Origin of the sequence: Pantoea anthophila, from assembly GCF_006494375.1 — a bacterium.
In the GTDB taxonomy this organism is placed as follows: Bacteria; Pseudomonadota; Gammaproteobacteria; order Enterobacterales; family Enterobacteriaceae; genus Pantoea; species Pantoea anthophila.
This window is the reverse complement of sequence record NZ_VHIZ01000019.1, coordinates 74,588-97,364: the sequence shown is the minus strand read 5'-3', so window position 1 is coordinate 97,364 and position 22,777 is coordinate 74,588. Positions and strand designations below refer to the sequence as shown.

General features: G+C 56.7%; 21 protein-coding genes. 19 read left to right on the top strand and 2 right to left on the bottom strand.

The annotated features are described in order from the left end of the window. Window positions 1-81 precede the first annotated feature (81 nt). The 3 genes from FJW00_RS03700 to FJW00_RS03690 all read left to right on the top strand — a co-directional run bounded on the left by FJW00_RS03700 (window position 82) and on the right by FJW00_RS03690 (window position 2,896). The gene (locus FJW00_RS03700) at window positions 82-708 is read left to right on the top strand and encodes a DUF1007 family protein (protein ID WP_009088701.1); all 627 of its coding nucleotides are present in this window, start codon (window positions 82-84) and stop codon (window positions 706-708) included. After that, window positions 699-1,679, top strand: coding sequence for a nickel/cobalt transporter (locus FJW00_RS03695; protein WP_046102374.1), 981 nt, complete (start codon window positions 699-701; stop codon window positions 1,677-1,679). Before FJW00_RS03700 ends, FJW00_RS03695 begins: the two co-directional genes overlap by 10 nt. 203 nt (window positions 1,680-1,882) lie before the next feature. Next, window positions 1,883-2,896, top strand: a complete 1,014-nt coding sequence (locus tag FJW00_RS03690) for a TIGR04086 family membrane protein (protein WP_140923083.1) — start codon at window positions 1,883-1,885, stop codon at window positions 2,894-2,896. A 59-nt stretch (window positions 2,897-2,955) separates the two neighbouring features. Here the strand turns inward: FJW00_RS03690 and suhB are convergent, their stop codons facing one another. Further along, entirely contained in the window at window positions 2,956-3,759 is an 804-nt protein-coding gene (gene suhB / locus FJW00_RS03685) for an inositol-1-monophosphatase (protein ID WP_009088706.1), read from the bottom strand. A gap of 132 nt (window positions 3,760-3,891) precedes the next feature. On the opposite strand from suhB, the gene trmJ reads away from it, so the two are divergent. The 5 genes from trmJ (at window position 3,892) to sseB (ending at window position 8,780) form a co-directional block, all read left to right on the top strand. After that, the gene (trmJ, locus tag FJW00_RS03680; protein ID WP_140923082.1) at window positions 3,892-4,629 is read left to right on the top strand and encodes a tRNA (cytosine(32)/uridine(32)-2'-O)-methyltransferase TrmJ; all 738 of its coding nucleotides are present in this window, start codon (window positions 3,892-3,894) and stop codon (window positions 4,627-4,629) included. Between the two features lie 145 nt (window positions 4,630-4,774). Continuing rightward, the gene (gene iscR / locus FJW00_RS03675; RefSeq protein WP_009088710.1) at window positions 4,775-5,272 is read left to right on the top strand and encodes a Fe-S cluster assembly transcriptional regulator IscR; all 498 of its coding nucleotides are present in this window, start codon (window positions 4,775-4,777) and stop codon (window positions 5,270-5,272) included. 88 nt (window positions 5,273-5,360) lie between these two features. Continuing rightward, the gene (locus tag FJW00_RS03670; protein WP_140923081.1) at window positions 5,361-6,521 is read left to right on the top strand and encodes an IscS subfamily cysteine desulfurase; all 1,161 of its coding nucleotides are present in this window, start codon (window positions 5,361-5,363) and stop codon (window positions 6,519-6,521) included. Between the two features lie 161 nt (window positions 6,522-6,682). Next, entirely contained in the window at window positions 6,683-7,969 is a 1,287-nt protein-coding gene (pepB, locus tag FJW00_RS03665) for an aminopeptidase PepB (RefSeq protein ID WP_140029711.1), read from the top strand. A gap of 46 nt (window positions 7,970-8,015) precedes the next feature. After that, window positions 8,016-8,780, top strand: a complete 765-nt coding sequence (gene sseB / locus FJW00_RS03660) for an enhanced serine sensitivity protein SseB (protein ID WP_009088716.1) — start codon at window positions 8,016-8,018, stop codon at window positions 8,778-8,780. Between the two features lie 38 nt (window positions 8,781-8,818). On the opposite strand, the gene sseA is transcribed toward sseB, so the two are convergent. After that, window positions 8,819-9,661, bottom strand: coding sequence for a 3-mercaptopyruvate sulfurtransferase (gene sseA / locus FJW00_RS03655; RefSeq protein WP_140923080.1), 843 nt, complete (start codon window positions 9,659-9,661; stop codon window positions 8,819-8,821). Between the two features lie 318 nt (window positions 9,662-9,979). Here sseA and ndk point away from each other — a divergent pair, with 318 nt between their 5' ends. The 11 genes from ndk (at window position 9,980) to FJW00_RS03600 (ending at window position 22,670) form a co-directional block, all read left to right on the top strand. After that, the gene (gene ndk, locus FJW00_RS03650) at window positions 9,980-10,411 is read left to right on the top strand and encodes a nucleoside-diphosphate kinase (RefSeq protein WP_003848684.1); all 432 of its coding nucleotides are present in this window, start codon (window positions 9,980-9,982) and stop codon (window positions 10,409-10,411) included. A gap of 186 nt (window positions 10,412-10,597) precedes the next feature. Further along, complete coding sequence (rlmN, locus tag FJW00_RS03645; RefSeq protein WP_009088720.1) at window positions 10,598-11,767, top strand: dual-specificity RNA methyltransferase RlmN; 1,170 nt, start codon at window positions 10,598-10,600, stop codon at window positions 11,765-11,767. An 80-nt stretch (window positions 11,768-11,847) separates the two neighbouring features. Further along, entirely contained in the window at window positions 11,848-12,582 is a 735-nt protein-coding gene (gene pilW / locus FJW00_RS03640) for a type IV pilus biogenesis/stability protein PilW (RefSeq protein WP_058957401.1), read from the top strand. Beyond that, window positions 12,572-13,585, top strand: a complete 1,014-nt coding sequence (gene rodZ / locus FJW00_RS03635) for a cytoskeleton protein RodZ (RefSeq protein WP_009088726.1) — start codon at window positions 12,572-12,574, stop codon at window positions 13,583-13,585. Before pilW ends, rodZ begins: the two co-directional genes overlap by 11 nt. Before the next feature lie 37 nt (window positions 13,586-13,622). Beyond that, window positions 13,623-14,744 carry a flavodoxin-dependent (E)-4-hydroxy-3-methylbut-2-enyl-diphosphate synthase gene (gene ispG / locus FJW00_RS03630; protein WP_009088728.1) on the top strand — a complete coding sequence of 374 codons (1,122 nt, stop codon included), beginning with the start codon at window positions 13,623-13,625 and terminating at the stop codon, window positions 14,742-14,744. 105 nt (window positions 14,745-14,849) lie between these two features. Then, a complete protein-coding gene (gene hisS, locus FJW00_RS03625; RefSeq protein WP_046102368.1) occupies window positions 14,850-16,127 on the top strand; it encodes a histidine--tRNA ligase in 1,278 nt (425 codons plus the stop codon). Between the two features lie 33 nt (window positions 16,128-16,160). Then, window positions 16,161-16,778 carry a YfgM family protein gene (locus FJW00_RS03620; RefSeq protein WP_009088731.1) on the top strand — a complete coding sequence of 206 codons (618 nt, stop codon included), beginning with the start codon at window positions 16,161-16,163 and terminating at the stop codon, window positions 16,776-16,778. Window positions 16,779-16,797: 19 nt separating this feature from the next. After that, window positions 16,798-17,979, top strand: a complete 1,182-nt coding sequence (gene bamB / locus FJW00_RS03615) for an outer membrane protein assembly factor BamB (protein ID WP_140923079.1) — start codon at window positions 16,798-16,800, stop codon at window positions 17,977-17,979. Window positions 17,980-18,153: 174 nt separating this feature from the next. Then, a complete protein-coding gene (gene der / locus FJW00_RS03610; protein ID WP_046102366.1) occupies window positions 18,154-19,644 on the top strand; it encodes a ribosome biogenesis GTPase Der in 1,491 nt (496 codons plus the stop codon). Between the two features lie 61 nt (window positions 19,645-19,705). Then, window positions 19,706-19,927 carry a zinc ribbon domain-containing protein gene (locus FJW00_RS03605; RefSeq protein WP_009088737.1) on the top strand — a complete coding sequence of 74 codons (222 nt, stop codon included), beginning with the start codon at window positions 19,706-19,708 and terminating at the stop codon, window positions 19,925-19,927. 301 nt (window positions 19,928-20,228) lie between these two features. Beyond that, window positions 20,229-22,670 (top strand): glucose/quinate/shikimate family membrane-bound PQQ-dependent dehydrogenase, encoded by a 2,442-nt coding sequence (locus tag FJW00_RS03600; RefSeq protein ID WP_140923078.1) that lies wholly within the window; start codon window positions 20,229-20,231, stop codon window positions 22,668-22,670. Window positions 22,671-22,777 lie beyond the last annotated feature (107 nt).

Here is a 22,777-nt window from a genome sequence, read left to right as displayed (position 1 = left end):
TATTTGCCGGAGGTTTAAGGCGGGTCACAAAATTTTGTTACTTATAGATTCTTTTCATCGGGAACGTTACTTTATAACATTATGAAACGCGCACTTCTGACCTTACTGATGGCACTAAGTCCGGCTGTCGTGGCTCACCCTCACAGTTTCATCGACATGAAAACCGCGCTGGTGGCACAGGGTGACACCTTTACCGGTTTAAAGATGACCTGGACCATGGATGAAATCACCTCCGCCGATCTGCTTTATGATGCAGGCGACGCCAGACCGGGCAGCGTGGTGTGGAAAAAGCTGGCGGCGGGCGTGATGGCGAACGTTCTTGGTCAGCACTACTTTTCTGAAGTCTGGCATAACAAACAGCGGGTAAAGTTTTTGAATCTGCCAACGGAATACAATCTGTCACGAAATGGCCACAAGGCGGTGCTCGAATTTATTCTGCCGCTGGCGGAGCCGCCGACGCTGACCGGACAGCACTTTGAGATCCTGACCTTCGATCCCACCTACTTCGTCGATATGTTCTATGACAATCCCGGCGCCTTAACGCTGCCGCCTGCACTGCAGGGGCGCTGCCGCTTTACCCTGACGACACCGAAACCCAATGATTCGCTGAAGCAGTATGCGCTGTCGCTGGATAAAGCCGATGCCCCCGCAGAGGAGATGGATCTGGGCCGCCAGTTTGCTCAGACGGTGGGGCTGACATGTCAGTAATGTCCACACCGGGGCGGGGATCGCGGCTCTGGCCACTCTGGCTGATGGCGGCGCTGCTGCTGAGCGGCGGACTGCTGGTCTGGATCTACTGGTCACAGATTCTGCTGCAGAGCGTCTTGTGGCAGAAAGATCTGCACCGGCAGATGACGCAACTGTTGCAGCAGGTGGCTGAGCAACCCCATCAGGCGGGTCTGTCGCTGGTGATTTTCAGCCTGCTGTATGGCGTGCTGCATGCGCTGGGGCCGGGCCACGGAAAAGTGGTGATCGCCACCTTTCTGGCGACCCATCCTGCCAGAGTGAAAACCAGTATCAGGCTGACGCTGCTCGCCTCACTGTTGCAGGGCTCGGTGGCTATCGGGCTGGTGACGGTGATGCTGGTCATACTGCAAACCTCGTCGCGGCAGCTGCACCTCAGCAGTTTCTGGCTGGAGAAGGGCAGCTATCTGCTGGTGATCGGTCTGGGTGTGCTGATGGGCTATCGGGCGCTGCGTGCCCTGTGGCGGGCTTTGCGTCCCCGGCCTGCGCCACTGTTTCGCGCTTTCCAGCCCCATCATCAGCATGATGCGCAGTGTGGATGCGGACATGCGCACCTGCCAACACCGCAGCAGATGCAGGGAAGTGTCAGCCTGAAAACTCAGCTGCTGGTCGTGGTGTCGATGGGATTACGCCCCTGTTCCGGCGCGATCATGATGCTGCTGTTTGCCAAAGTGATCGGCGTGTATGGCTGGGGCGTGATCTCGGCTGCGGTGATGGCGCTCGGCACGGCCCTCACCATTTCCGCCATAGGCGTGCTGGTTCAGCAGGCGCGCTCGGTGGCGCAACGGCTGGCGCAGCCCCGCGAAACGGCGGGCAGCGCGCGGCTGCTTATCCCGCTGCTGACCCTGACCGGCAGTCTGATTTTAATCGTCGCGGGTCTCGCCCTGTGGCAATCAGCCCAGCTGACGCTGGGCGGTGGTATCCGGCCTTTCTGAATTAAAAACGCAGCGGGAATAAAATAGCCGCTGCGTTCTTCTCTTCGCTAATCCGCTTTAAATTCACATCTTTATTATTTTCTCACGCCGCTTTAGTGGAGAAGTGACTATTTCCTGTCTACGCTGTTAATACCAAATCGGCACGTCGCCGTCGGGATGATAAAAGATCAAAGCAGCTTTCTTTTTTGCGAGGAGTATATTTCATGGCTGATACCCGTATTAATAATGGTTATACCGAAACGCTGGCGACCGGGCCCGCAGGATTACCGTTAAAGCGTATTTCCTGGAGCGCCGTATTTGCCGGTGTTATCTGCGCGCTTATCGTTCACATCATTCTGACGCTGCTGGGAACGGCGATCGGTGCCACCACCATTGATCCGATGAAAGAACAGAATCCTCTGGATGGCCTTGGTACGGGCGCACTGGTCTGGACGGCGATTGAGATGCTGGTTGCCATTGCGGCGGGTAGCTATGTGGCAGGACGTCTGGCGCAGCGCGAAGGCGCAATGCACGGTTTGCTGATGTTTGGCCTTAGCACAATTTTCACTATTTACCTGGCGGTTACGCTGGCTTCCAGTGTATTAGGCGGCGCGATGAATATTGTAGGCTCCGGCTTCCAGGCGCTGGGTAATGGTATTTCCGCAGCGGCACCTTCGGTAACGCAAATGGCAAAAGAGAAGCTGCAGGAAAATAATATTAATCTGGATAACCTGCAGAGCGAACTGGAAACCACGCTGCGTCAGACCGGTAAGCCGGAATTACAGCCAGAGAATTTAAAACAGGATGCGAATAACGAAGCGCAGAATGCAGAGAATCAGGCGAACAATACCGCAAACCATCCGCAGACGGCCGATATCGATCTGGCTAACTGGTTAAAAGGTGTGATGGATCGTCATTCTGATACGCTGCAGGCCGCTGATCGTGATGCGCTGAAAAATATTATCAAGGCGCGTACCGGTAAAAGCGATGAGGAAGTGGATCAGATCGTAGCCAAAACCGAGCAGAGCTATCAGCAGGCTGTCCAGAAGTATCAGGAACTGAAACAGCAGGCTGAGCAGAAAGCGCGTGAAGCCGGCGAAAAAGCGGCCGCCGCCACTGCAAAAGCGAGCTGGTATGCCCTGATTCTGCTGATCATCGAAGCCGTGCTGGCGGGTGTGATGGGCATGGTGGGTCGTCGCACTCAGCCTCGTCAGGTGCTGGCGCACGAACGTCGCTAATCCCCTGTAACAGGCAATAAAAAAGGCGGCTGAGAAGCCGCCTTTTTTCTGTCTGAAACTTAGCGTTTTAACGCTTCGCTCAGCTCATCACGCATGGAGGAGAGCATCGCTTTCACCACGCGCGGGTTACCGGCAACGATATTACCGGAGTGCATATAGCCATGGTTACCGGTGAAGTCTGTCACCAGACCGCCCGCTTCACGAACCAGCAGTTCTCCCGCCGCAAAGTCCCACGGCTTCAGGCCGATTTCAAAGTAACCGTCCACGCGACCGGCGGCCACGTAGGCCAGATCCAGCGCAGCTGAACCGGTGCGGCGGAAATCGGCGCACTGCGTAAAGAGTTTGGTCAGGATGTTCATGTAAGCCGGTGCATGCTGCTTCATCTTGAACGGGAAGCCGGTTGCCAGCACGGTGCCATCCAGATCGCGGGCAATGCTGCCGCGCAGACGATAGCCGTTCAGCTGGGCGCCCTGACCGCGTGAAGAGGTGAAGAGCTCATTGCGCATCGGATCGTAAACGACCGCGACTTCAGTGCGGCCTTTGATGCGCACAGCGATAGAGACAGCGAAGTGGGGCAGACGTTTGATGAAGTTTGAGGTGCCATCCAGCGGATCGATAACCCATTGAACGTCCTGATCTTCGCCCGCCAGCTCACCGCTTTCTTCGGTGATGATGGTGTGTTTCGGGTAAGATTTACGAATGATTTCGATAATCAGGCGTTCTGCTTCACGGTCAACATTGGTTACGAAGTCGTTGCTGCCTTTCTGGCTGGCTTCGACGGCGTCCGGGGTTTCATAATATTTGGCAATTAAATTTCCGGCCTTGCGCGCTGCGCGCACGGCAATGTTGAGCATTGGATGCATCGGTATCTCTCGCTGGATGTTAAAGAACGGGGAAAACGGCGCGGAGTATAGCAGTGTGTTCGGTAAATGTCCTGCTTTATGTTAGGATTCTCCCCACTGATTTTACTGACCCGTTTCTGAGTATCCCTAATCATGCTGCAAAATATTCGTATCGTTCTGGTTGAGACCTCTCACACCGGTAACATGGGCTCCGTTGCGCGCGCCATGAAAACCATGGGCTTAACCAACCTCTATCTGGTGAATCCGCTGGTCAAGCCCGACTCACAGGCCATCTCACTCGCGGCGGGTGCCAGCGACGTTATCGGCGACGCGAAAATCGTCGACTCGCTGGATGAGGCGATCGCCGGCTGCAGCCTGGTCGTGGGCACCAGCGCACGGTCCCGCTCACTGCCATGGCCAATGCTGGATGCGCGTGAGTGCGGCGTGAAAAGTGTGGAAGAGGGCCAGCAGGCACCGGTCGCGCTGGTCTTTGGGCGTGAGCGCGTCGGCCTGACCAACGAAGAGTTGCAGAAGTGTCACTATCACGTCGCGATTCAGGCGAATCCGGAGTACAGCTCGCTGAATCTGGCGATGGCGGTGCAGATTATCGCCTATGAAGTGCGCATGGCATGGTTACAGTCGCAGGAGCAGACCAGCCCGCCACCGAAGTATGAAGAATCGCCTTATCCGCTGGTCGACGACCTGGAGCGCTTCTATCAGCATATGGAACAGATGATGCTGAACAGCGGCTTTATCCGTGAAGCCAATCCGGGTCAGGTGATGAGCAAACTGCGCCGTCTTTATACCCGCGCGCGTCCGGAACGGGATGAACTCAACATTCTGCGCGGCATGCTTTCCTCCTTTGAAAAGCCAAAAAGCGATAAAAAATAACGGGTTAATAGTTGACTGAATTACCAGGTTAAATAGTTGAGTGTTTTACCAGGTTAAATAGTTGACCAATTTACTCGGGAATGTCAGACTTCAGAGCATCTGTTGCTAATCCTCCGATAACCGGACGCTATTGAGGTCGTATGCTATGAGACTGACATCCAAAGGACGTTATGCCGTTACCGCAATGCTGGACGTTGCCCTTCACTCCCATGAAGGCCCGGTCCCGCTGGCTGATATTTCAGAGCGTCAGGGCATTTCGCTCTCCTATCTGGAGCAGTTATTCTCGCGGCTGCGCAAAAACGATCTGGTCTCCAGCGTCCGGGGACCGGGCGGCGGTTATCTGCTGGGCAAAGCGTCCAATACCATCTCTGTCGGTGAAGTGATCACCGCCGTGGATGAGTCTGTTGATGCAACGAAGTGCCAGGGGAAAGAGGGCTGCCAGGGCGGCGAACGTTGCCTGACCCACGTATTGTGGCGCGACCTGAGCGTGCGCATCAGTGACTTCCTGAATAACATCACGCTGGCTGAGCTGGTGAACAATCAGGAGATCCTGGATGTCGCCGACCGGCAGAATGCGATTGATAATCGCCGCTTCCAGAGCCCGCGTACTCAGGAAATCAACATCAATCAGCGCGCCTCGTAATCCCCCCTGTTGCGGCCCTTACTGCTAACGCGGTCAGGGCCGAATCTGCTATAAAGACGTATGATTTTTTATACGGAGCTGTAGCGCAATGAAATTACCGATTTACCTGGATTACGCCGCCACCACGCCGGCCGATCCGCGTGTGGCCAGCAAAATGATGCAGTTTCTGACGCTGGATGGCACGTTCGGTAACCCGGCCTCGCGATCGCACCGTTTTGGCTGGCAGTCTGAAGAAGCGGTCGATGTTGCGCGTAATCAGATCGCCGAACTGGTCAATGCCGATCCGCGTGAAATCGTCTTTACCTCAGGCGCCACCGAATCTGACAACCTCGCGATCAAAGGTGCGGCCCACGCCCATCAGGCGCGCGGCAAACATATCATCACCAGCCGGACCGAACACAAAGCGGTACTCGACAGCTGTCAGCAGCTGGAACGTGAAGGCTTTGAGGTCACCTGGCTTACGCCTGGCAATGACGGCATTATCTCCCCTGACCAGCTGCGGGCGGCGCTGCGCGACGACACCATTCTGGTCACCCTGATGCACGTCAATAATGAAACCGGCGTGGTTCAGGATATCGCCGCCTTTGGTGAACTCTGCCGCGAACGTGAGATTCTGTTTCATGTGGATGCGACCCAGAGCGTCGGCAAGCTGCCCATCGACCTCAGCCAGTTACCGGTCGATTTGATGTCCTTTTCTGCTCACAAACTCTATGGCCCGAAAGGCATCGGCGCGCTCTATGTGCGGCGGAAACCGCGCGTGCAGATCGCCGCCCAGATCCACGGTGGCGGGCACGAGCGCGGTATGCGATCCGGCACCCTGCCGGTTCATCAGATTGTCGGGATGGGGGAAGCCTTTCGCATCGCAGCTGAAGAGCGCGAAACCGAGATGGCGCGTCTGCAGGCGCTGCGTGAGCGTCTGTGGCAGGGCATCAGCGCACTTCCGGGCGTAACCCTTAACGGCCATCCTCAGCAGAGCGCACCGAATATTCTCAACGTCAGTTTCGCTGACGTTGAGGGTGAGTCATTGATCATGGCGCTGAAAGATCTGGCGCTCTCTTCCGGCTCGGCCTGTACCTCCGCCAGCCTGGAGCCTTCCTATGTTCTGCGGGCGCTGGGGCTGAGTGAAGAGCTGGCGCACAGTTCGCTGCGCTTTTCGCTGGGACGCTTCACCACCGATGAAGAGATCGACTACGCCATCGCGCTGGTGCAGAAATCCGTGACGCGTCTGCGGGCATTAATGAAATCCTGACACCCGGTCAGAATCCGGAAACGGCACCTGTCATTGCACTTCGCTGGCATCACCCGACGGAATCTGTTATCAGGTCTGTCTGCGGATTGCATTTAACATCTTATTAAAGCCGTTATAACAATCAGGCTGGATGAAACAGATAACGATTATGGAGCTTTTCGATGACCACACAACCGATGAACATCACGCTTAGCAGCCAGCCCGCCGATGCGCGCTGGGGCGAAAAAGCGATTCTCAGCAGCAACGACAGCGGCATGACGCTGCATCTGACCGGCGCGGATGCGCTGAATACCATTCAGCGTGCGGCGCACAAAATCGACAGCCAGGGGATCCGCCACGTGGCGCTCACCGGCGAAGGCTGGCACCTTGAGCAGTGCTGGGCATTCTGGCAGGGCTTCCGTGGCCCGAAAGGGCAGCGTCAGGTGGAGTGGCCGGCGCTGGGCGAACATGAGCAGGCGGAGTTTGACCGTCGTCTGAAAGCGATCGACTGGGTTCGCAACGTCATCAACCTGCCTGCAGAAGATCTGGGGCCGGAACAGCTGGCACACATGGCGATCGATCTGATCAGTGAAGTAGGCGGCAGCGCCGTCAGCTATCGCATCACTAAAGGTGACGATCTGCGCGAGCAGGGCTACATGGGTCTGCACACCGTAGGACGCGGCTCGAATCGCCCGCCGGTTTTCCTGGCGCTGGATTACAACCCGAGCGGTGATGAGAGTGCGCCGGTCTATGCCTGTCTGGTCGGTAAAGGCATCACTTTTGATACCGGCGGCTACAGCCTGAAGCAGAGCAGCTTCATGGATTCGATGAAGTCAGATATGGGCGGAGCGGCGACCGTCACCGGCGCGCTGGCGCTGGCGATTTCCCGTGGCCTCAACAAGCGAGTCAAACTCTACCTCTGCTGTGCCGACAACATGGTCAGCAGCAACGCCTTTAAACTGGGCGATATCATTCGCTATCGCAACGGTAAATCAGTGGAAGTGATGAACACCGATGCGGAAGGACGTCTGGTTCTGGCCGACGGCCTGATCGATGCCAGCGAACAGAATCCGACGCTGCTGATCGACGCTGCCACCCTGACCGGCGCAGCCAAAACGGCGCTGGGTAACGATTACCATGCGCTGTTTACCTTTGACGACGTGATGGCACAGTCGCTGATGGGCAGCGCGGTGAGCGAGAATGAACCTTTCTGGCGTCTGCCGCTGGCAGAATTCCATCGCAGCCACCTGCCGTCTAACTTCGCTGACCTTAACAATATCGCCAGCCCTTCCCATGCGGCGGGTGCCAGCAGTGCGGCAGCATTCCTGTCCCACTTCGTCAGCCACTATCAGCAGGGCTGGCTGCACATCGACTGCTCTGCGACCTATCGCAAAGGCGCGGTCGATCAGTGGGCCGCAGGCGCAACCGGCCTGGGCGTGCGCACTATCGCCAACCTGTTACTGAAATAAGCTGACCCCAGCGGTGGCCGATGCCACCGCGATGCAGAGAGCAACTATGAACCGTCTTGAAGAGGTGCTGAAGCTGGCCGCAACTGAGCCAGCCCATCGGCCCGAATTTTTTCAACTGCTGCTGGAGTCCGATGTCTGGGTACCGGGTGAAAGCACCCAGCCACAGCTCGATGCCAGTACGCCGGTTGATCTGCAGCACTGGGAAAAAGAGGATGGCAGCAGCATCATTCCTTTTTTCACGTCAGAACAGGCGATGAGCGAAGCCGTCACGGGTGAACAGGCCTGGCTGCGTCTGCCGGTGCGGACGCTGTTTGAGATTACGCGCGGCGAAACGCTGTTTCTCAATCCAAAACTCCCATCCGGCAAAGAGTTTACCCCGGCAGAGATTACGCATCTGCTGGCGGAGCAGGGCAGTGCGCTGAGTCAGCAGACCGTGCTGGAAGGCGGGCACGCCCTGCTGCTCTCTGAGGTGGCCGAGCCGCCTGCGCAGATGATCGACTCGCTGACGCAGCTGTTCAGCAAGCACAAGGAGGTGCGGCGCGCCTTTGTTGCCAGCATTCGTGAGCAGGCCGACGAAGCGCCTAATCTGCTGATTGGAATTGAAGCGGACAGCAACATTGAGGCGATCATTCAGGCGGCGGGCAGCGTGGCAACGGATACGCTGCCGGACGATGCGCCGATTGATATCTGCGAAGTTACCCTGCAGGACCGCGGTATCAGCCACTTCTTTACCGCGCATATCACGCCCTTTTATGAACGTCGCTGGGGCAGTTTCCTGCGTGACTTCAAGGGCAGCGAGCGGATTATCTGACGCAGTTAAAAACAGGCGGCTCATGGGCCGCCTGTTTTTTATTTCGCAATCGGTAAGTCGTCGCGACTGCCCCATTCACCCCAGGAGCCGTCATACAGCGTGACATCCCGCGCCCCCAGCGCCGTCAGCGCCAGGATCACCACCACCGCCGTGACGCCAGAGCCGCAGCTGGCCACTACCGGTTTGCTGATATCGACGCCGGCGTCAGCAAACAGCTGGCGCAGCGCCGCCTCCGGCTTCAGTTCTCCCTGCTCTACCAGGCTGTTCCACGGCACGTTCAGACTGTTGGGAATATGCCCGCGATGTAATCCCGGACGCGGCTCGTCCACTTCCGCGTTGAAGCGATTGGCCGCACGTGCATCCACGATCTGTGCGCCGCCTTCATGGCTGATCAGCAGCACATCCGTCAGACGTTTCACCCGGCTTTCATCCGCCTGAGCCTCAAACTCGCCTTCCGGCAGGCTGACCTCGCCGGTTTCCAGCGCAAAGCCCGCTGCTTTCCAGCCCTGCAGTCCGCCCGCCAGGATCGACACCTGCGCGACACCAAAGGTCTTCAGCATCCACCAGGCGCGTGGCGCGGAGAAGAGATTGCCTTCGTCATAGACCACCAGGTGTTTATCGCTGCTGACGCCCAGCTCGCGCATCGCCACGGCAAAGCGTTCGGCGCGCGGCAGCATATGGGGATAGGGGCTGGTGTGATCGGACAGCGCTTCGATATCGAAGTAAGGAGCGTCGGGTAAGTGTCCCGCCAGATATTCAGCCTGAATATCACGCACGGCCTCCATGCCGGGTGGCAACATGCGCGCATCCAGTACCTGAAGCCGCTCATCATTATAGTGCTCTTGTAACCAGTCGGCGGACACAAACAGTGGCGTCGTCATAACAACCTCATCTCTGCAATCTGTGATAGCAGTGTCGGGGAATGTGGAGACCATCTCAAGCGATGCGTTAATAAAATGGGGCAGGGGAGGAGAAAAAGCCTGGCGTGCTGCTCAGGAATCGTCCGTCAGGCCAGTAGCACCGGCGCTTTTTCAGGCAAAATCATAATGAAGACGCCTCTGCGTCGACTCAGATCAAGAATTTTCAACAAATTAGGGATCTCTGATAGGCAATGCCGCACTCAGCCCCTATAATCGGCGCCGTTTATTGGCCGGGGGCTGCGCCGCCGGTTTCTTCAGGACGTCAAGACAGAGGTCATCATGGCAATCGAACGTACTTTTTCTATCATCAAGCCAAACGCCGTCGCTAAAAATGTGATTGGTGCTATCTACAACCGTTTTGAAAGCGCTGGCTTCAAAATCGTTGGTGCAAAAATGCTGCAGCTGAGCAAAGAGCAGGCTGAAGGTTTTTACGCTGAGCACCAGGGCAAGCCATTCTTTGATGGTCTGGTTGAATTCATGACCTCTGGCCCGGTTGTCGTTTCTGTACTGGAAGGTGAAAATGCCGTTCAGCGTCACCGTGACCTGATGGGTGCGACTAACCCGGCAAACGCACTGGCTGGCACCCTGCGTGCTGACTACGCAGACAGCTTCACCGAAAACGCCACGCACGGTTCAGATTCTGCTGAATCCGCTGCCCGCGAAATCGCCTATTTCTTCGGCGAAAACGAAATCTGCCCACGTACCCGTTAATCGCCTGGCGATAAACAGCAGGTCGGCTTTACAAAAATCTGCCTGAGGGAGCCACTCCCGCCTGTTATCAGGCCGCAGATGTTGTACAATATTGCGCCTTCATTGACTTCGCTTAATGAAGGCGCAATTTTTTTCACCTATCCCTGAACAGCGCCATAACGTGTAACAACGAGGCCAGAGAATATTATGTCCGAACAGATTGTGACGTCCGCGTCCGCATCCCCCATTGTCGTTTCCCCTAAAAGCCAGAAAATCAACCTGCTGGATCTCAACCGTCAGCAGATGCGCGAGTTTTTCCAGTCGCTGGGCGAAAAGCCGTTCCGTGCCGATCAGGTCATGAAGTGGATTTACCACTACTGCTGCGACGATTTCGAGCAGATGACCGACATCAACAAAAAGCTGCGTAACCGGCTGATGGAGCTGACGGAGATCCGCGCACCGGAAGTGGCTGAAGAGATGCGCTCCACTGACGGCACCATTAAATGGGCCATCCGCGTGGGCGATCAGCTGGTGGAAACGGTCTATATCCCGGAAGGCGACCGCGCCACGCTGTGTGTTTCTTCGCAGGTGGGGTGTGCGCTGGAGTGTAAATTCTGTTCGACCGCACAGCAGGGTTTTAACCGTAACCTGCGGGTGTCAGAAATTATTGGTCAGGTGTGGCGTGCGGCGAAAATCGTCGGCGCAGCAAAAATCACCGGCCAGCGTCCTATCACCAACGTGGTGATGATGGGCATGGGTGAGCCGTTGCTCAACCTCAATAATGTGGTTCCGGCAATGGAGATCATGCTGGATGACTTCGGCTTTGGTCTCTCCAAACGTCGTGTGACCCTCTCTACTTCAGGTGTGGTGCCTGCACTGGACAAACTGGGCGATATGATTGATGTGGCGCTGGCCATTTCACTGCACGCGCCTAACGACAAGCTGCGTGATGATATTGTTCCGATCAACAAAAAGTACAATATCGAAACCTTCCTGGCAGCGGTGAAACGCTACATTGGCAAATCTAACGCCAACCAGGGACGCGTGACCATTGAGTACGTCCTGCTGGATCATGTCAATGACAGTACCGACGATGCGCATGAGCTTGCCGCATTACTGAAAGAAACACCGTGTAAAATCAACCTGATTCCGTGGAACCCCTTCCCGGGTGCACCTTATGGCCGCAGCTCAAACAGCCGCATCGACCGCTTCTCCAAGGTGCTGATGGACTACGGTTTTACCACCATTGTGCGTAAAACCCGTGGCGACGATATTGATGCCGCCTGTGGTCAGTTAGCGGGTGAGGTGATCGACCGCACCAAGCGTACGCTGCGTAAAAAAATGGCGGGTGAAGCCATCTCTGTGAAGGCGCTCTAGAAGCGTGACAGAGAACGTTTCCTGACGTGAAGACGCGTGGCAGGCTGCAGCCTGTCAATGTCAGGCAGAGGGAAACGATCGTGCGTAACGGATTACCCGCCAGTGTACTGGCGCTGTTTGTTGTAAGCGGGTGTGTCAGCCAGCCGCACTCATCCGGTGCTGAAGAGGTGCGTCTGCAGTTAGGGATGCACTATCTGGCGGCGGGTGATTATGCCGCTGCTGAGCGAAACTTTCTGCGCGCGCAGGCCGCCGCGCCAGAGGATTACCGGGTCTCGCTTGCGCTGGCACGACTGGCGCAACAGCAGGGCAATCAGACAGCAGCCCAGGCAGGGTTTATACTGGCACAGCAGCAGGCCCCGGATAATGGTTTTGTTGCTAACAATTACGGTGCGTTTCTCTGCGCTTTAGGGCAGTATGACGAAGCGCATCAACAGTTTAGTCGGGCAGAAACCGCTCCGTCGTCTGATGCACGCAACGACGCGCTTGAACTGGCAGGTTTTTGTTACCTGCAGGCGGGGGATGTTGTTGCCGCCCGCAGGACGTTACGCCGGGCCATTGAAGCCGACAGGCGAAAAGCTGATTCGCTGCTGGCGGAGGCTGAAAAGCAGATGGCTGAAAACCATCTGGCGAGGGTGCAGATTTTGCTCGACGTTTACCAGCTACAGTTGCCCGAAACGGCACGCAGTCTGGCGTTACACTTACGTTTCGCCGCGCTACAGGGAAATGCCGCAGACGTTTCACGTTATGGCGACCAGTTAGCGCGACGTTTTCCGCAATCGATACAGTACCAGCGTTATTTAGCTAATGAATACTGAAGCCACTCAAGAAAACTCTGCATTACATTCAACAGGTGATCGCCTGCGTCTGGCCCGTGAGCAGATGGGGCTGTCACAGCAGAACGTCGCTGAACGTCTGTGTCTGAAACTCTCTACCGTGCGTGACATCGAAGAGGACAAATCGCCTGCCGATTTAGCCTCGACGTTCCTGCGCGGTTACATCCGCTCTTATGCGCGTCTGGTGCACATTCCTGAAGAGGAACTGCTGCCGATGATGGCGAAACAGACGCCGGTCCGGGCGGCAAAAATCGAGCCGATGCAAAGTTTCTCCCTGGGCAAGCGCCGCAAGAAACGCGACGGCTGGTTAATGATTTTTACCTGGCTGGTGGTGTTCGTGGTGATTGGCCTGACCGGCGCCTGGTGGTGGCAGAATCACAAAGCGTCGCAGGACGATCTGGTGCCGATGACCGACCAGAACGGCAGCAGCGGCGATAGCGGCCAGTCGATTCCGCTGGGTGAGACCAGCGGTGACAGCGCGGCGCCAGCCGCGCCTGACGAAAGTAATACGGCCGCCAGCGACAACAGCGCGACCAGCACGCCAGCCACCTCTGCGCCGGCTGCCAGCACGACCACTACCCCAGCCACGACGCAGACCGACAGCAGCAATGCTGTCGTGTCACCGAGCCAGGCGCCGCAGGACACCACATCGGCAGCACCGGCCACGACTAATCCTGCAACCAGCACGACACCACAGATGCCGGTCGGCGCTGCCGCAGTCAGTGAACCGGCGGCCGACCCGAATGCGGTGGTCATGAACTTCACCGCCGACTGCTGGCTGGAAGTGAGCGATGCCACCGGCAAAAAACTGTTCAGCGGCATTCAGCGTAGTGGTGGTAAACTGAGCCTCGCGGGCACACCTCCGTATCGTCTGAAAATTGGCGCGCCGTCCGCGGTTCAGGTGCAATATCAGAATCAGCCCGTTGATTTAAGTCGTTTTATCCGTAATAACCAGGTTGCTCGCCTGACGTTGGGTGCGCAATAACAGCGTATCGCGTACCGGGCAATTGTGGAGAAGAAATATGCATAACGAAGCACCCATTATCCGTCGTAAATCCAGACGCATTTACGTCGGCAAGGTGCCGGTCGGTGACGGCGCACCTATTGCCGTCCAGTCGATGACCAACACCCGCACCACTGACGTGGAAGCGACGGTAAATCAGATCAAAGCCCTTGAGCGCGTCGGTGTCGACATCGTTCGTGTCTCGGTGCCGACCATGGATGCCGCAGAAGCGTTCAGGCTGATCAAACAGCAGGTGAACGTGCCGCTGGTTGCAGACATCCATTTTGACTACCGCATCGCCCTGAAAGTCGCCGAATATGGCGTTGACTGCCTGCGCATCAATCCCGGTAATATCGGGAACAATGAGCGTATCCGTATGGTGGTTGACTGCGCGCGCGACAACAATATTCCGATCCGGATTGGCGTTAACGCCGGTTCTCTGGAAAAAGATCTGCAGGAAAAGTATGGCGAGCCGACGCCGCAGGCGTTGCTGGAATCGGCCATGCGTCACGTCGATCACCTCGACCGTCTTAACTTCGACCAGTTTAAAGTCAGTGTAAAAGCCTCTGACGTCTTCCTGGCAGTGGAATCTTATCGCCTGCTGGCAAAACAGATCGATCAGCCTCTGCATCTCGGGATCACCGAAGCGGGCGGGGCGCGCGCTGGCGCAGTCAAATCGGCGATTGGGCTGGGTCTGCTGCTGTCAGAAGGGATCGGCGACACGCTGCGTATCTCGCTGGCGGCCGATCCGGTTGAAGAGGTCAAAGTCGGCTTCGATATTCTGAAATCACTGCGCATCCGTTCGCGCGGGATTAACTTCATCGCCTGCCCGACCTGTTCACGTCAGGAGTTTGACGTGATTGGCACCGTCAACGCGCTGGAGCAGCGTCTGGAAGATCTCATTACGCCGATGGATGTCTCCATTATCGGCTGTGTGGTCAACGGACCGGGCGAAGCGACGCTCTCGACCCTGGGCGTAACCGGTGGCAGCAAGAAGAGTGGTTTCTACGAAGATGGCGTGCGTCAGCGCGATCGTCTCGATAACCATGACATGATCGATCAGCTGGAAGCGCGCATTCGTGCCAAAGCGTCGATGCTGGATGCCAGCCGCCGGATTGACGTGCAGCAGCTGGAAAAATAATGGCGTGCGCAGCCTGCGTGCGTGACTTTTTTGACTGAACCTGTGCGGTTTCATCCTCATAAGGTATGATGCCGGACAGGTTTTTTTGCATTAAGAGATTTTAACGTGGCGAAGAATATTCAGGCGATTCGCGGGATGAACGACTACCTGCCTGCGGATACCGCTCTCTGGCAACGGATTGAAGGCGTACTCAAGCAGACGCTGGCGAGCTACGGCTACAGCGAAATTCGCTTGCCGCTGGTGGAGCAGACCCCACTGTTTAAACGCGCCATCGGTGAAGTCACCGATGTGGTTGAAAAAGAGATGTACACCTTCGAGGACCGCAATGGCGAAAGCCTGACGCTGCGTCCGGAAGGAACCGCAGGCTGCGTGCGAGCCGGTATTGAGCACGGTTTACTCTACAATCAGGAGCAGCGCCTGTGGTACATGGGGCCGATGTTCCGCTATGAGCGTCCGCAGAAGGGCCGTTATCGCCAGTTTTACCAGATCGGCGTCGAAGTGTTTGGTCTGCAGGGACCGGACATCGATGCGGAGCTGATTATGCTCAACGCCCGCTGGTGGAAAGCGTTAGGCATTGCCGACCACGTTCGCCTGGAACTGAACTCCATCGGCTCACTGGAAGCGCGTGCGCACTACCGCGACGCACTGGTCGCCTTCCTCGAACAGCACAAAGAGGTGCTGGATGAGGATTGCAAACGCCGCATGTACAGCAACCCGATGCGCGTTCTCGACAGTAAAAATCCCGATATTCAGCAGCTGCTGAATGATGCGCCGCAGCTCGGCGACTATCTTGATGACGAATCACGCGACCATTTCAGCGGCCTGTGTGCCCTGCTGGATGACGCGGGCATCCGCTACACCGTCAATCAGCGTCTGGTGCGCGGCCTGGATTACTACAATCGCACCGTGATTGAGTGGGTCACCGACAGCCTGGGTTCACAGGGTACCGTGTGCGGCGGCGGTCGCTATGACGGCCTGGTAGAGCAGCTCGGTGGACGTGCCACCCCTGCGGTGGGCTTCGCGATGGGCATGGAGCGTCTGGTGCTGCTGGTTCAGGCGGTGAATCCGGAATTTGAACCGACGAGCAATGTGGATGTCTATGTTATCGCTTCCGGTCAGGGCGTGCAGTCCGCTGCGATGCAGCTGGCTGAGAAATTGCGCGATGAAGCGCCAGAGCTGAGGCTGATGACTAACTTTGGCGGCGGCAACTTCAGGAAGCAGTTTGCCCGCGCTGACAAGTGGGGCGCTCGCGTCGCGCTGGTGCTGGGCGAGGATGAAGTCAAAGCCGGTCAGGTCGTGGTGAAAGATCTGCGCCGTGGCGAGCAGCAAACGCTGGATCAGGCAGAGGCTGCTGCTGTATTGCGCACGCTGTTACAGGCGTAACACAGCACCAACCATAGAAAGGAGAAGGATTGCGTGGAAGTGTATAGCAATGAGAACGAGCAGACCGAAGCGCTGCGCAACTTTTTTACCAGCAATGGTAAGGCGTTAGCCATTGGCGTAGTCATCGGTATTGCTGCGCTGGGTGGCTGGCGTTACTGGAGCAGTCATCAGGACGATACTGCGAAAACGGTATCGGCCCAATATCAGCAGCTGACCACCGCCATGCAGGCGGGCAAACCTGAGACGCTGGAAGCGGTCAACCGGTTTGCCAGCGAAAACAGCAACACTTATGGTGCGCTGGCGGCGATGGATCTGGCGAAGCAGTATGTGGATGCCGGTCAGCTTGATAAAGCCGCAGCACTGCTGCAAAACGGACTGAAAGATACCAAAGATGCCAATCTGCAGGCGGTCATTAACCTGCGTCTGGCTCGCATTCAACTGCAACAGAATCAAGCGGATGCGGCGCTTAAAACCCTTGACGGTGTGAAGGGTGATGGCTGGACAGCCATTGTGGCCGATATTCGCGGCGAAGCGCTGCTGGCCAAAGGCGACAAGCAGGGCGCGCGCGATGCCTGGAGTAAAGGGGTGGAATCTGACGCCTCTCCGGCATTGAAGCAAATGATGCAGATGAAGATGAATAACTTAAGCTAAGCCAGTCAAGAGAGAGCGCATGGAATTACGTAAATACCTGCTGCCGGGACTGATTTCAGTCACTTTGCTCAGCGGTTGTTCGCTGTTTAGCGGCGAAGAAGATGTAGTGAAAATGGCCCCGCTGCCGAAGGTGGAAAATCAGTTTACGCCAGAGAAAGTGTGGAGCACCTCGGTCGGCGATGGCGTGGGTGATTTCTACTCCAATCTGCATCCTGCCTGGCAGGACAATACGGTCTTTGCAGCCGACCGCTTTGGTATCGTGAAAGCGCTGGATGCCGCAGACGGTAAAGAAAAATGGAAAGTCGATCTCTCTGAGAAAACCGGCTTCTTCTCGAAAAATCGCTCAGCCCTGTTATCGGGCGGCCTGACGGCGGATGGCGATCGGATCTATGTCGGCAGCGAGCGCGGTCAGGTTTATGCCCTGAACAGCAGCGATGGCAGCCTGGCCTGGCAGACGAAAGTCGCCGGTGAAGCGCTGTCACGTCCGGTGGTCAGCGATGGCCTGGTGCTGATCCATACCAGCAACGGCATGTTGCAGGGGCTGGACCAGAGCAGCGGGGCAGTGAAGTGGAGCGTTAACCTGGATATGCCTGCGCTATCACTGCGCGGTGAATCGGCTCCGGCTGTTGCGTTTGGCGGGGCCATTGTCGGTGGTGACAACGGCCGCGTCAGTGCCGTCGTGATGAACCAGGGGCAACTGATCTGGCAGCAGCGTATTTCTCAGGTCAGCGGCGCAACCGAAATCGATCGTCTGAACGATGTCGATACGACCCCGGTTATCGTCAACGGCGTGGTTTACGCGCTGGCGTACAACGGTGACCTGACGGCGCTGGATCTGCGTTCCGGCCAGATTCTGTGGAAACGCGAAATCGGCGGCGTGAAAGATCTGATTGTTGATGCAGGCCGCATCTATCTGGTCGATCAGGATGACCGTGTGATTGCCCTGAACGCGGACGGTGGCGTCGCTATCTGGCGTCAGAGCGATCTGCTGCATCGCAACCTGACTTCACCGGTGCTCTACAACGGCTATCTGGTGGTCGGCGACAGCGAAGGGTATCTGCACTGGCTGAACACCACTGACGGTCGTTTTGTCGCGCAGCAGAAGCTGGACAGTTCCGGTTTCCAGACCGAGCCCGTGGTCGCCAGCGACAAGCTGCTGATCCAGTCGAAAGATGGTGAGGTTTATGCGATTACCCGTTAACGGGTAAACGTCCGGCAGGTGAAATCCTCCGTTCCGACGGCTCCTGATTTAATCAGGGGCCGTTTCGTTTTTAGTCAGGCATGGTATTCTTTGCGCCTTAAGCCTGAACTTAACGGCCAGAGCCGTTATAATCACGCCATTCGGGCGATTCATTTTTTATTGAGGCATTTTGTTATGGTACCTGTGGTCGCGCTGGTTGGGCGTCCCAATGTGGGAAAATCTACGCTATTTAACCGCTTAACCCGCACTCGTGATGCGCTGGTAGCGGATTTTCCCGGACTGACTCGCGATCGCAAATATGGTCGCGCCGAAGTGGAAGGGCGCGAATTTATTGTTATTGATACCGGTGGTATCGACGGCACCGAAGAGGGTGTTGAAACGCGGATGGCTGAGCAGTCACTGCTGGCGATTGAAGAAGCGGATGTCGTACTGTTTATGGTTGACGCACGTGCGGGCATGATGGCCGCCGATCAGCAAATCGCTAAACATCTGCGTTCCCGCCAGAAAGCCACTTTCCTGGTGGCGAACAAAACTGACGGGCTCGATCCGGATCAGGCGGTTATCGACTTCTACTCACTCGGCCTGGGCGAGATCCACGCCATTGCGGCGTCGCACGGTCGCGGTGTCACCAGCCTGATTGAAACGGCGCTGCTGCCGTGGATGGAGACGGTTGAGCCGGTCGAACTGACCGAAGAAGAAGAGAACCAGGCTTACTGGGCGGCGCTGGACGCCGAAGAGATCGCTGAGCAGGAAGCCGCCGGGGAAGAAGAAAACTTCGACCCGACAGGTTTACCTATCAAGCTGGCCATCGTGGGGCGTCCTAATGTAGGTAAGTCAACGCTTACTAACCGTATCCTCGGTGAAGACCGCGTGGTGGTCTACGATATGCCCGGCACCACCCGCGACAGTATCTATATTCCGATGGAGCGTGACGGACGTGATTACGTACTGATCGACACCGCCGGGGTGCGTAAGCGCGCCAAGATTTCTGACACCGTAGAGAAATTCTCGGTGATCAAGACGCTGCAGGCGATTGAAGATGCCAACGTGGTGATGCTGGTCATCGACGCCCACGCCGGTATCTCGGATCAGGATCTCTCCCTGCTGGGCTTTATTCTCAACAGTGGCCGCTCGCTGGTGATTGTGGTTAACAAATGGGATGGCCTGTCGCAGGAAGTGCGTGACGAAGTGAAAGAGACGCTGGACTTCCGTCTGGGCTTTATCGATTTCGCCCGCATCCACTTTATCTCTGCGCTGCACGGCAGCGGCGTGGGTAACCTGTTTGAATCGATCACTGAAGCCTATGACTGTTCGACCCGGCGCGTAAACACCTCGCTGCTGACGCGCATCATGAACATGGCGGCAGACGATCACCAGCCACCCCTGGTGCGCGGCCGTCGCGTTAAGCTTAAGTATGCCCATGCCGGTGGTTACAACCCGCCCATCGTGGTCATCCACGGGAATCAGGTGAAAGATCTGCCAGATTCTTACAAGCGCTACCTGATGAACTATTTCCGCAAATCCCTGAATGTGATGGGAACGCCAATCCGTATTCAGTTCAAAGAGGGTGAGAACCCTTATGAAGGCAAGCGTAACCTGCTGACGCCGACGCAGCAGCGTAAACGTAAGCGTTTGATGGCGCATATGAAAAAGAATAAGCGTTAACGAGAAGAGGGCCATGAGGCCCTCTTTTTTTTGTGCTGAACACGCTGCTCAGGAGGAGAAAGTGACTATTCACTGCGAAAAATGTCAGCAGCCACTGCGGCTCAGCGACGGCGAATTTATCTGTGACCGCTGCAGTGCGCACTATCCGGCGCAGCCCGTCTGTCCGGACTGTCACCAGCCACTGACGGTACTGAAAGCCTGCGGTGCGGTCGACTATTTTTGTCAACATGGCCATGGATTGATCTCGCGCAGGCGGGTGCAGTTTCAGCCGTCCACACCGTAAGATTTGGCTATGATTAAACGCACCGGTGAACCCGACCCGCCCGCCGTTTTGTAGCAAAAATGCTATTACGTCGTAACAAATGAGTTGTATATGTTCACTCGGTTATGTACCAGGTGGTACAATCCTGCCGCGTCGTGGGAGGGGCCAGCCACATCTGTAGGCTTCCGGCCCTCAGATTCTTACGGACGCGGGTCTGTTTATAATTGATTTGAAACAGAACGGGGCTCTGCGCAGAACGTTTAAGGCGCGGAGTCCGGACGGTACCTGTCCGGACGTTCTGTTTATTCAGGAGAGATAGTTTATGGCTGAAACATCCTCCCGCTCCGCCAGGGGGTTGGGAATCGCATCCGTGCTGCTCGGACTGGTGCTGCTTGCTACCGGTCTGTTCTTTGCAATCGGTGGCGGCAAACTGGTTGCGCTTGGCGGCAGCTGGTACTTTTTGATTGCGGGGATCGTCATCGTACTTTCCGCAATTCAGTTCTTCCGCCGCAAATCGTCGGCAGCGGTTCTTTTCCTGCTGGTCTTTATCGGCACGCTGATCTGGTCGCTGTTTGATGCCGGGCTGGATTTCTGGCCGCTGGTCTCACGCCTGATGGTGCCAGCCGGACTGACACTGCTGGCCTTCCTGATCTGGCCTTCACTGCGTAAGCATGAAGGTAAGCCCTCACTGGCAAAACCTTCCTATACCTTCTCCGCACTGCTGGCCGCAGGCATGGTGGTCACGCTGGTGCAGATGTTCCAGCCGCATCCTACCGTGGCCGGTAATGGTGAAGAGCTGCCGCTGATTCCGGTCGATAAAACCAAACAGCAGAAAGACTGGGATAACTACGGCAATACGCCGCAGGGCAGCCGCTTTGTGGCACTGGACCAGATTACCCGCGACAACGTGAAGGATCTGAAAGTTGCCTGGACCTTTCGCACCGGTGACACCCCGATCAGCCCGACCGGTAACGGCGCAGAAGATCAGCAGACGCCGTTGCAGATTGGCAACACGATTTATCTCTGCACCCCACACAATAATGTGATTGCGGTGGAAGCGAACAGCGGTAAGCAGATCTGGAAACGCGAAATCAATGCGCAGGCTGAAGTCTGGCCGCGCTGCCGTGGTCTGGCTTACTTTGACGCGACGAAACCGCTGCAACAGCCGGACAAGCCGGGGTCAGTTCCGGTAACGGCCGTTACCCTGCCTGCCGGTGACACCTGTCAGCGTCGTATTCTGATGAACACCATCGACGCGCGTCTGATTGCCATCAACGCCGACAACGGTGAGTTCTGTGAAGACTTTGGCGATCACGGCATTGTCGATCTGAAAGCCGGCATCGGTAAGGCGCCAGACCCGCAGTATCAGCTGACCTCAGCCCCTACGCTGGCAGGCACCACTGTCGTGGTTGGCGGACGCGTGGCGGATAACGTACAGACCGATATGCCGGGCGGCGTGCTGCGTGGATTCGACGTTATTACCGGCAAGATGCGCTGGGCGTTTGACCCGGGCAACGTTGACCCGAATGCGATCCTGATGCCGGGCAAGGAGTATACCCGCAGTACGCCAAACTCCTGGGCACCGATGTCATACGATCCGACCATGAACACCGTGTTCATTCCGATGGGCAGCTCCTCTGTTGACCTCTGGGGCGCGAACCGTACCCCACTGGATCACAAATATGGCGCATCCGTGCTGGCGCTGGATGCCACCACCGGTAAAGAGAAGTGGGTCTATCAGACCGTGCACAACGATCTGTGGGACTTTGACCTGCCGATGCAGCCAAGCCTGATCGACTTCCCGCAAAAAGATGGCAGCACCACGCCAGCGGTGGTGATCGGCGGTAAAACCGGCATGATCTTTGTGCTCGACCGGATGACCGGTAAGCCTTTGACCAAAGTCGAAGAGCTGCCGATGCCGCAGGGCCATATCCCGAACGAGCAGTACACCAAAACCCAGCCATACTCGACCGGCATGCCGCAGATTGGCAACCAGACGCTGAAAGAGTCTGACATGTGGGGAGCGACGCCGTTTGATCAGCTGGCCTGCCGTGTTGCTTTTAAATCGATGCGTTATAACGGCCTGTTCACCGTACCGGACACCGACAAGTCGCTGAGCTTCCCGGGCTCGCTGGGTGGAATGAACTGGGGCAGCATGTCGACTGACCCTAACAATCATCTGCTGTTCGTTAACGATATGCGTCTCGGCCTGTGGGTGCAGATGATCCCGGCTGACACCAACAGCATTTCACGTGGCAGCAACGGTGGCGAAGCGATCAACACCGGTATGGGTGCAGTACCGCTGAAAGGCACGCCGTACGCCGTAAACAAAAACCGCTTCATGTCTCCGCTGGGCATCCCTTGTCAGAAGCCGCCATTTGGTACGCTGTCGGCGATCGACATGAAAACCCAGAAAATCGTCTGGCAGGTGCCGGTCGGTACCGTGCAGGACACCGGACCGTTTGGTATCAAAATGGGCGTGAAAATGCCAATTGGTATGCCGACGCTGGGCGGAACGCTGGCAACGCAGGGTGGCCTGGTCTTCATCGCTGGTACCCAGGATTACTATCTGCGCGCCTTTGATTCTTCAACTGGCAAAGAGGTGTGGAAAGCGCGCCTGCCGGTCGGCAGTCAGGGTGGCCCGATGAGCTACATCTCACCGAAAGATGGTAAGCAGTACATCCTCATCTCAGCAGGTGGCGCACGTCAGTCACCGGATCGCGGTGATTACGTGATTGCTTACGCGCTGCCAGACAGCAAGTAATATCGCAAAAGGAAAAGGGCCGACAATGTCGGCCCTTTTTTTTGAAAAAGATCTGGCCGTTTCGCTGTAAGAGCGGGCATGCTCAGGCAACACGGTCAGATCGGAAA

Excerpts from the sequence above, each read along its gene's own strand:
- FJW00_RS03700 (WP_009088701.1), top strand. The coding sequence starts at position 82 with ATGAAACGCGCACTTCTGACCTTACTGATGGCACTAAGTCCGGCTGTC.
- FJW00_RS03695 (WP_046102374.1), top strand. The coding sequence starts at position 699 with ATGTCAGTAATGTCCACACCGGGGCGGGGATCGCGGCTCTGGCCACTC.
- FJW00_RS03690 (WP_140923083.1), top strand. The coding sequence starts at position 1,883 with ATGGCTGATACCCGTATTAATAATGGTTATACCGAAACGCTGGCGACC.
- suhB (WP_009088706.1), bottom strand. The coding sequence starts at position 3,759 with ATGCATCCAATGCTCAACATTGCCGTGCGCGCAGCGCGCAAGGCCGGA.
- trmJ (WP_140923082.1), top strand. The coding sequence starts at position 3,892 with ATGCTGCAAAATATTCGTATCGTTCTGGTTGAGACCTCTCACACCGGT.
- iscR (WP_009088710.1), top strand. The coding sequence starts at position 4,775 with ATGAGACTGACATCCAAAGGACGTTATGCCGTTACCGCAATGCTGGAC.
- FJW00_RS03670 (WP_140923081.1), top strand. The coding sequence starts at position 5,361 with ATGAAATTACCGATTTACCTGGATTACGCCGCCACCACGCCGGCCGAT.
- pepB (WP_140029711.1), top strand. The coding sequence starts at position 6,683 with ATGACCACACAACCGATGAACATCACGCTTAGCAGCCAGCCCGCCGAT.
- sseB (WP_009088716.1), top strand. The coding sequence starts at position 8,016 with ATGAACCGTCTTGAAGAGGTGCTGAAGCTGGCCGCAACTGAGCCAGCC.
- sseA (WP_140923080.1), bottom strand. The coding sequence starts at position 9,661 with ATGACGACGCCACTGTTTGTGTCCGCCGACTGGTTACAAGAGCACTAT.
- ndk (WP_003848684.1), top strand. The coding sequence starts at position 9,980 with ATGGCAATCGAACGTACTTTTTCTATCATCAAGCCAAACGCCGTCGCT.
- rlmN (WP_009088720.1), top strand. The coding sequence starts at position 10,598 with ATGTCCGAACAGATTGTGACGTCCGCGTCCGCATCCCCCATTGTCGTT.
- rodZ (WP_009088726.1), top strand. The coding sequence starts at position 12,572 with ATGAATACTGAAGCCACTCAAGAAAACTCTGCATTACATTCAACAGGT.
- ispG (WP_009088728.1), top strand. The coding sequence starts at position 13,623 with ATGCATAACGAAGCACCCATTATCCGTCGTAAATCCAGACGCATTTAC.
- bamB (WP_140923079.1), top strand. The coding sequence starts at position 16,798 with ATGGAATTACGTAAATACCTGCTGCCGGGACTGATTTCAGTCACTTTG.
- der (WP_046102366.1), top strand. The coding sequence starts at position 18,154 with ATGGTACCTGTGGTCGCGCTGGTTGGGCGTCCCAATGTGGGAAAATCT.
- FJW00_RS03600 (WP_140923078.1), top strand. The coding sequence starts at position 20,229 with ATGGCTGAAACATCCTCCCGCTCCGCCAGGGGGTTGGGAATCGCATCC.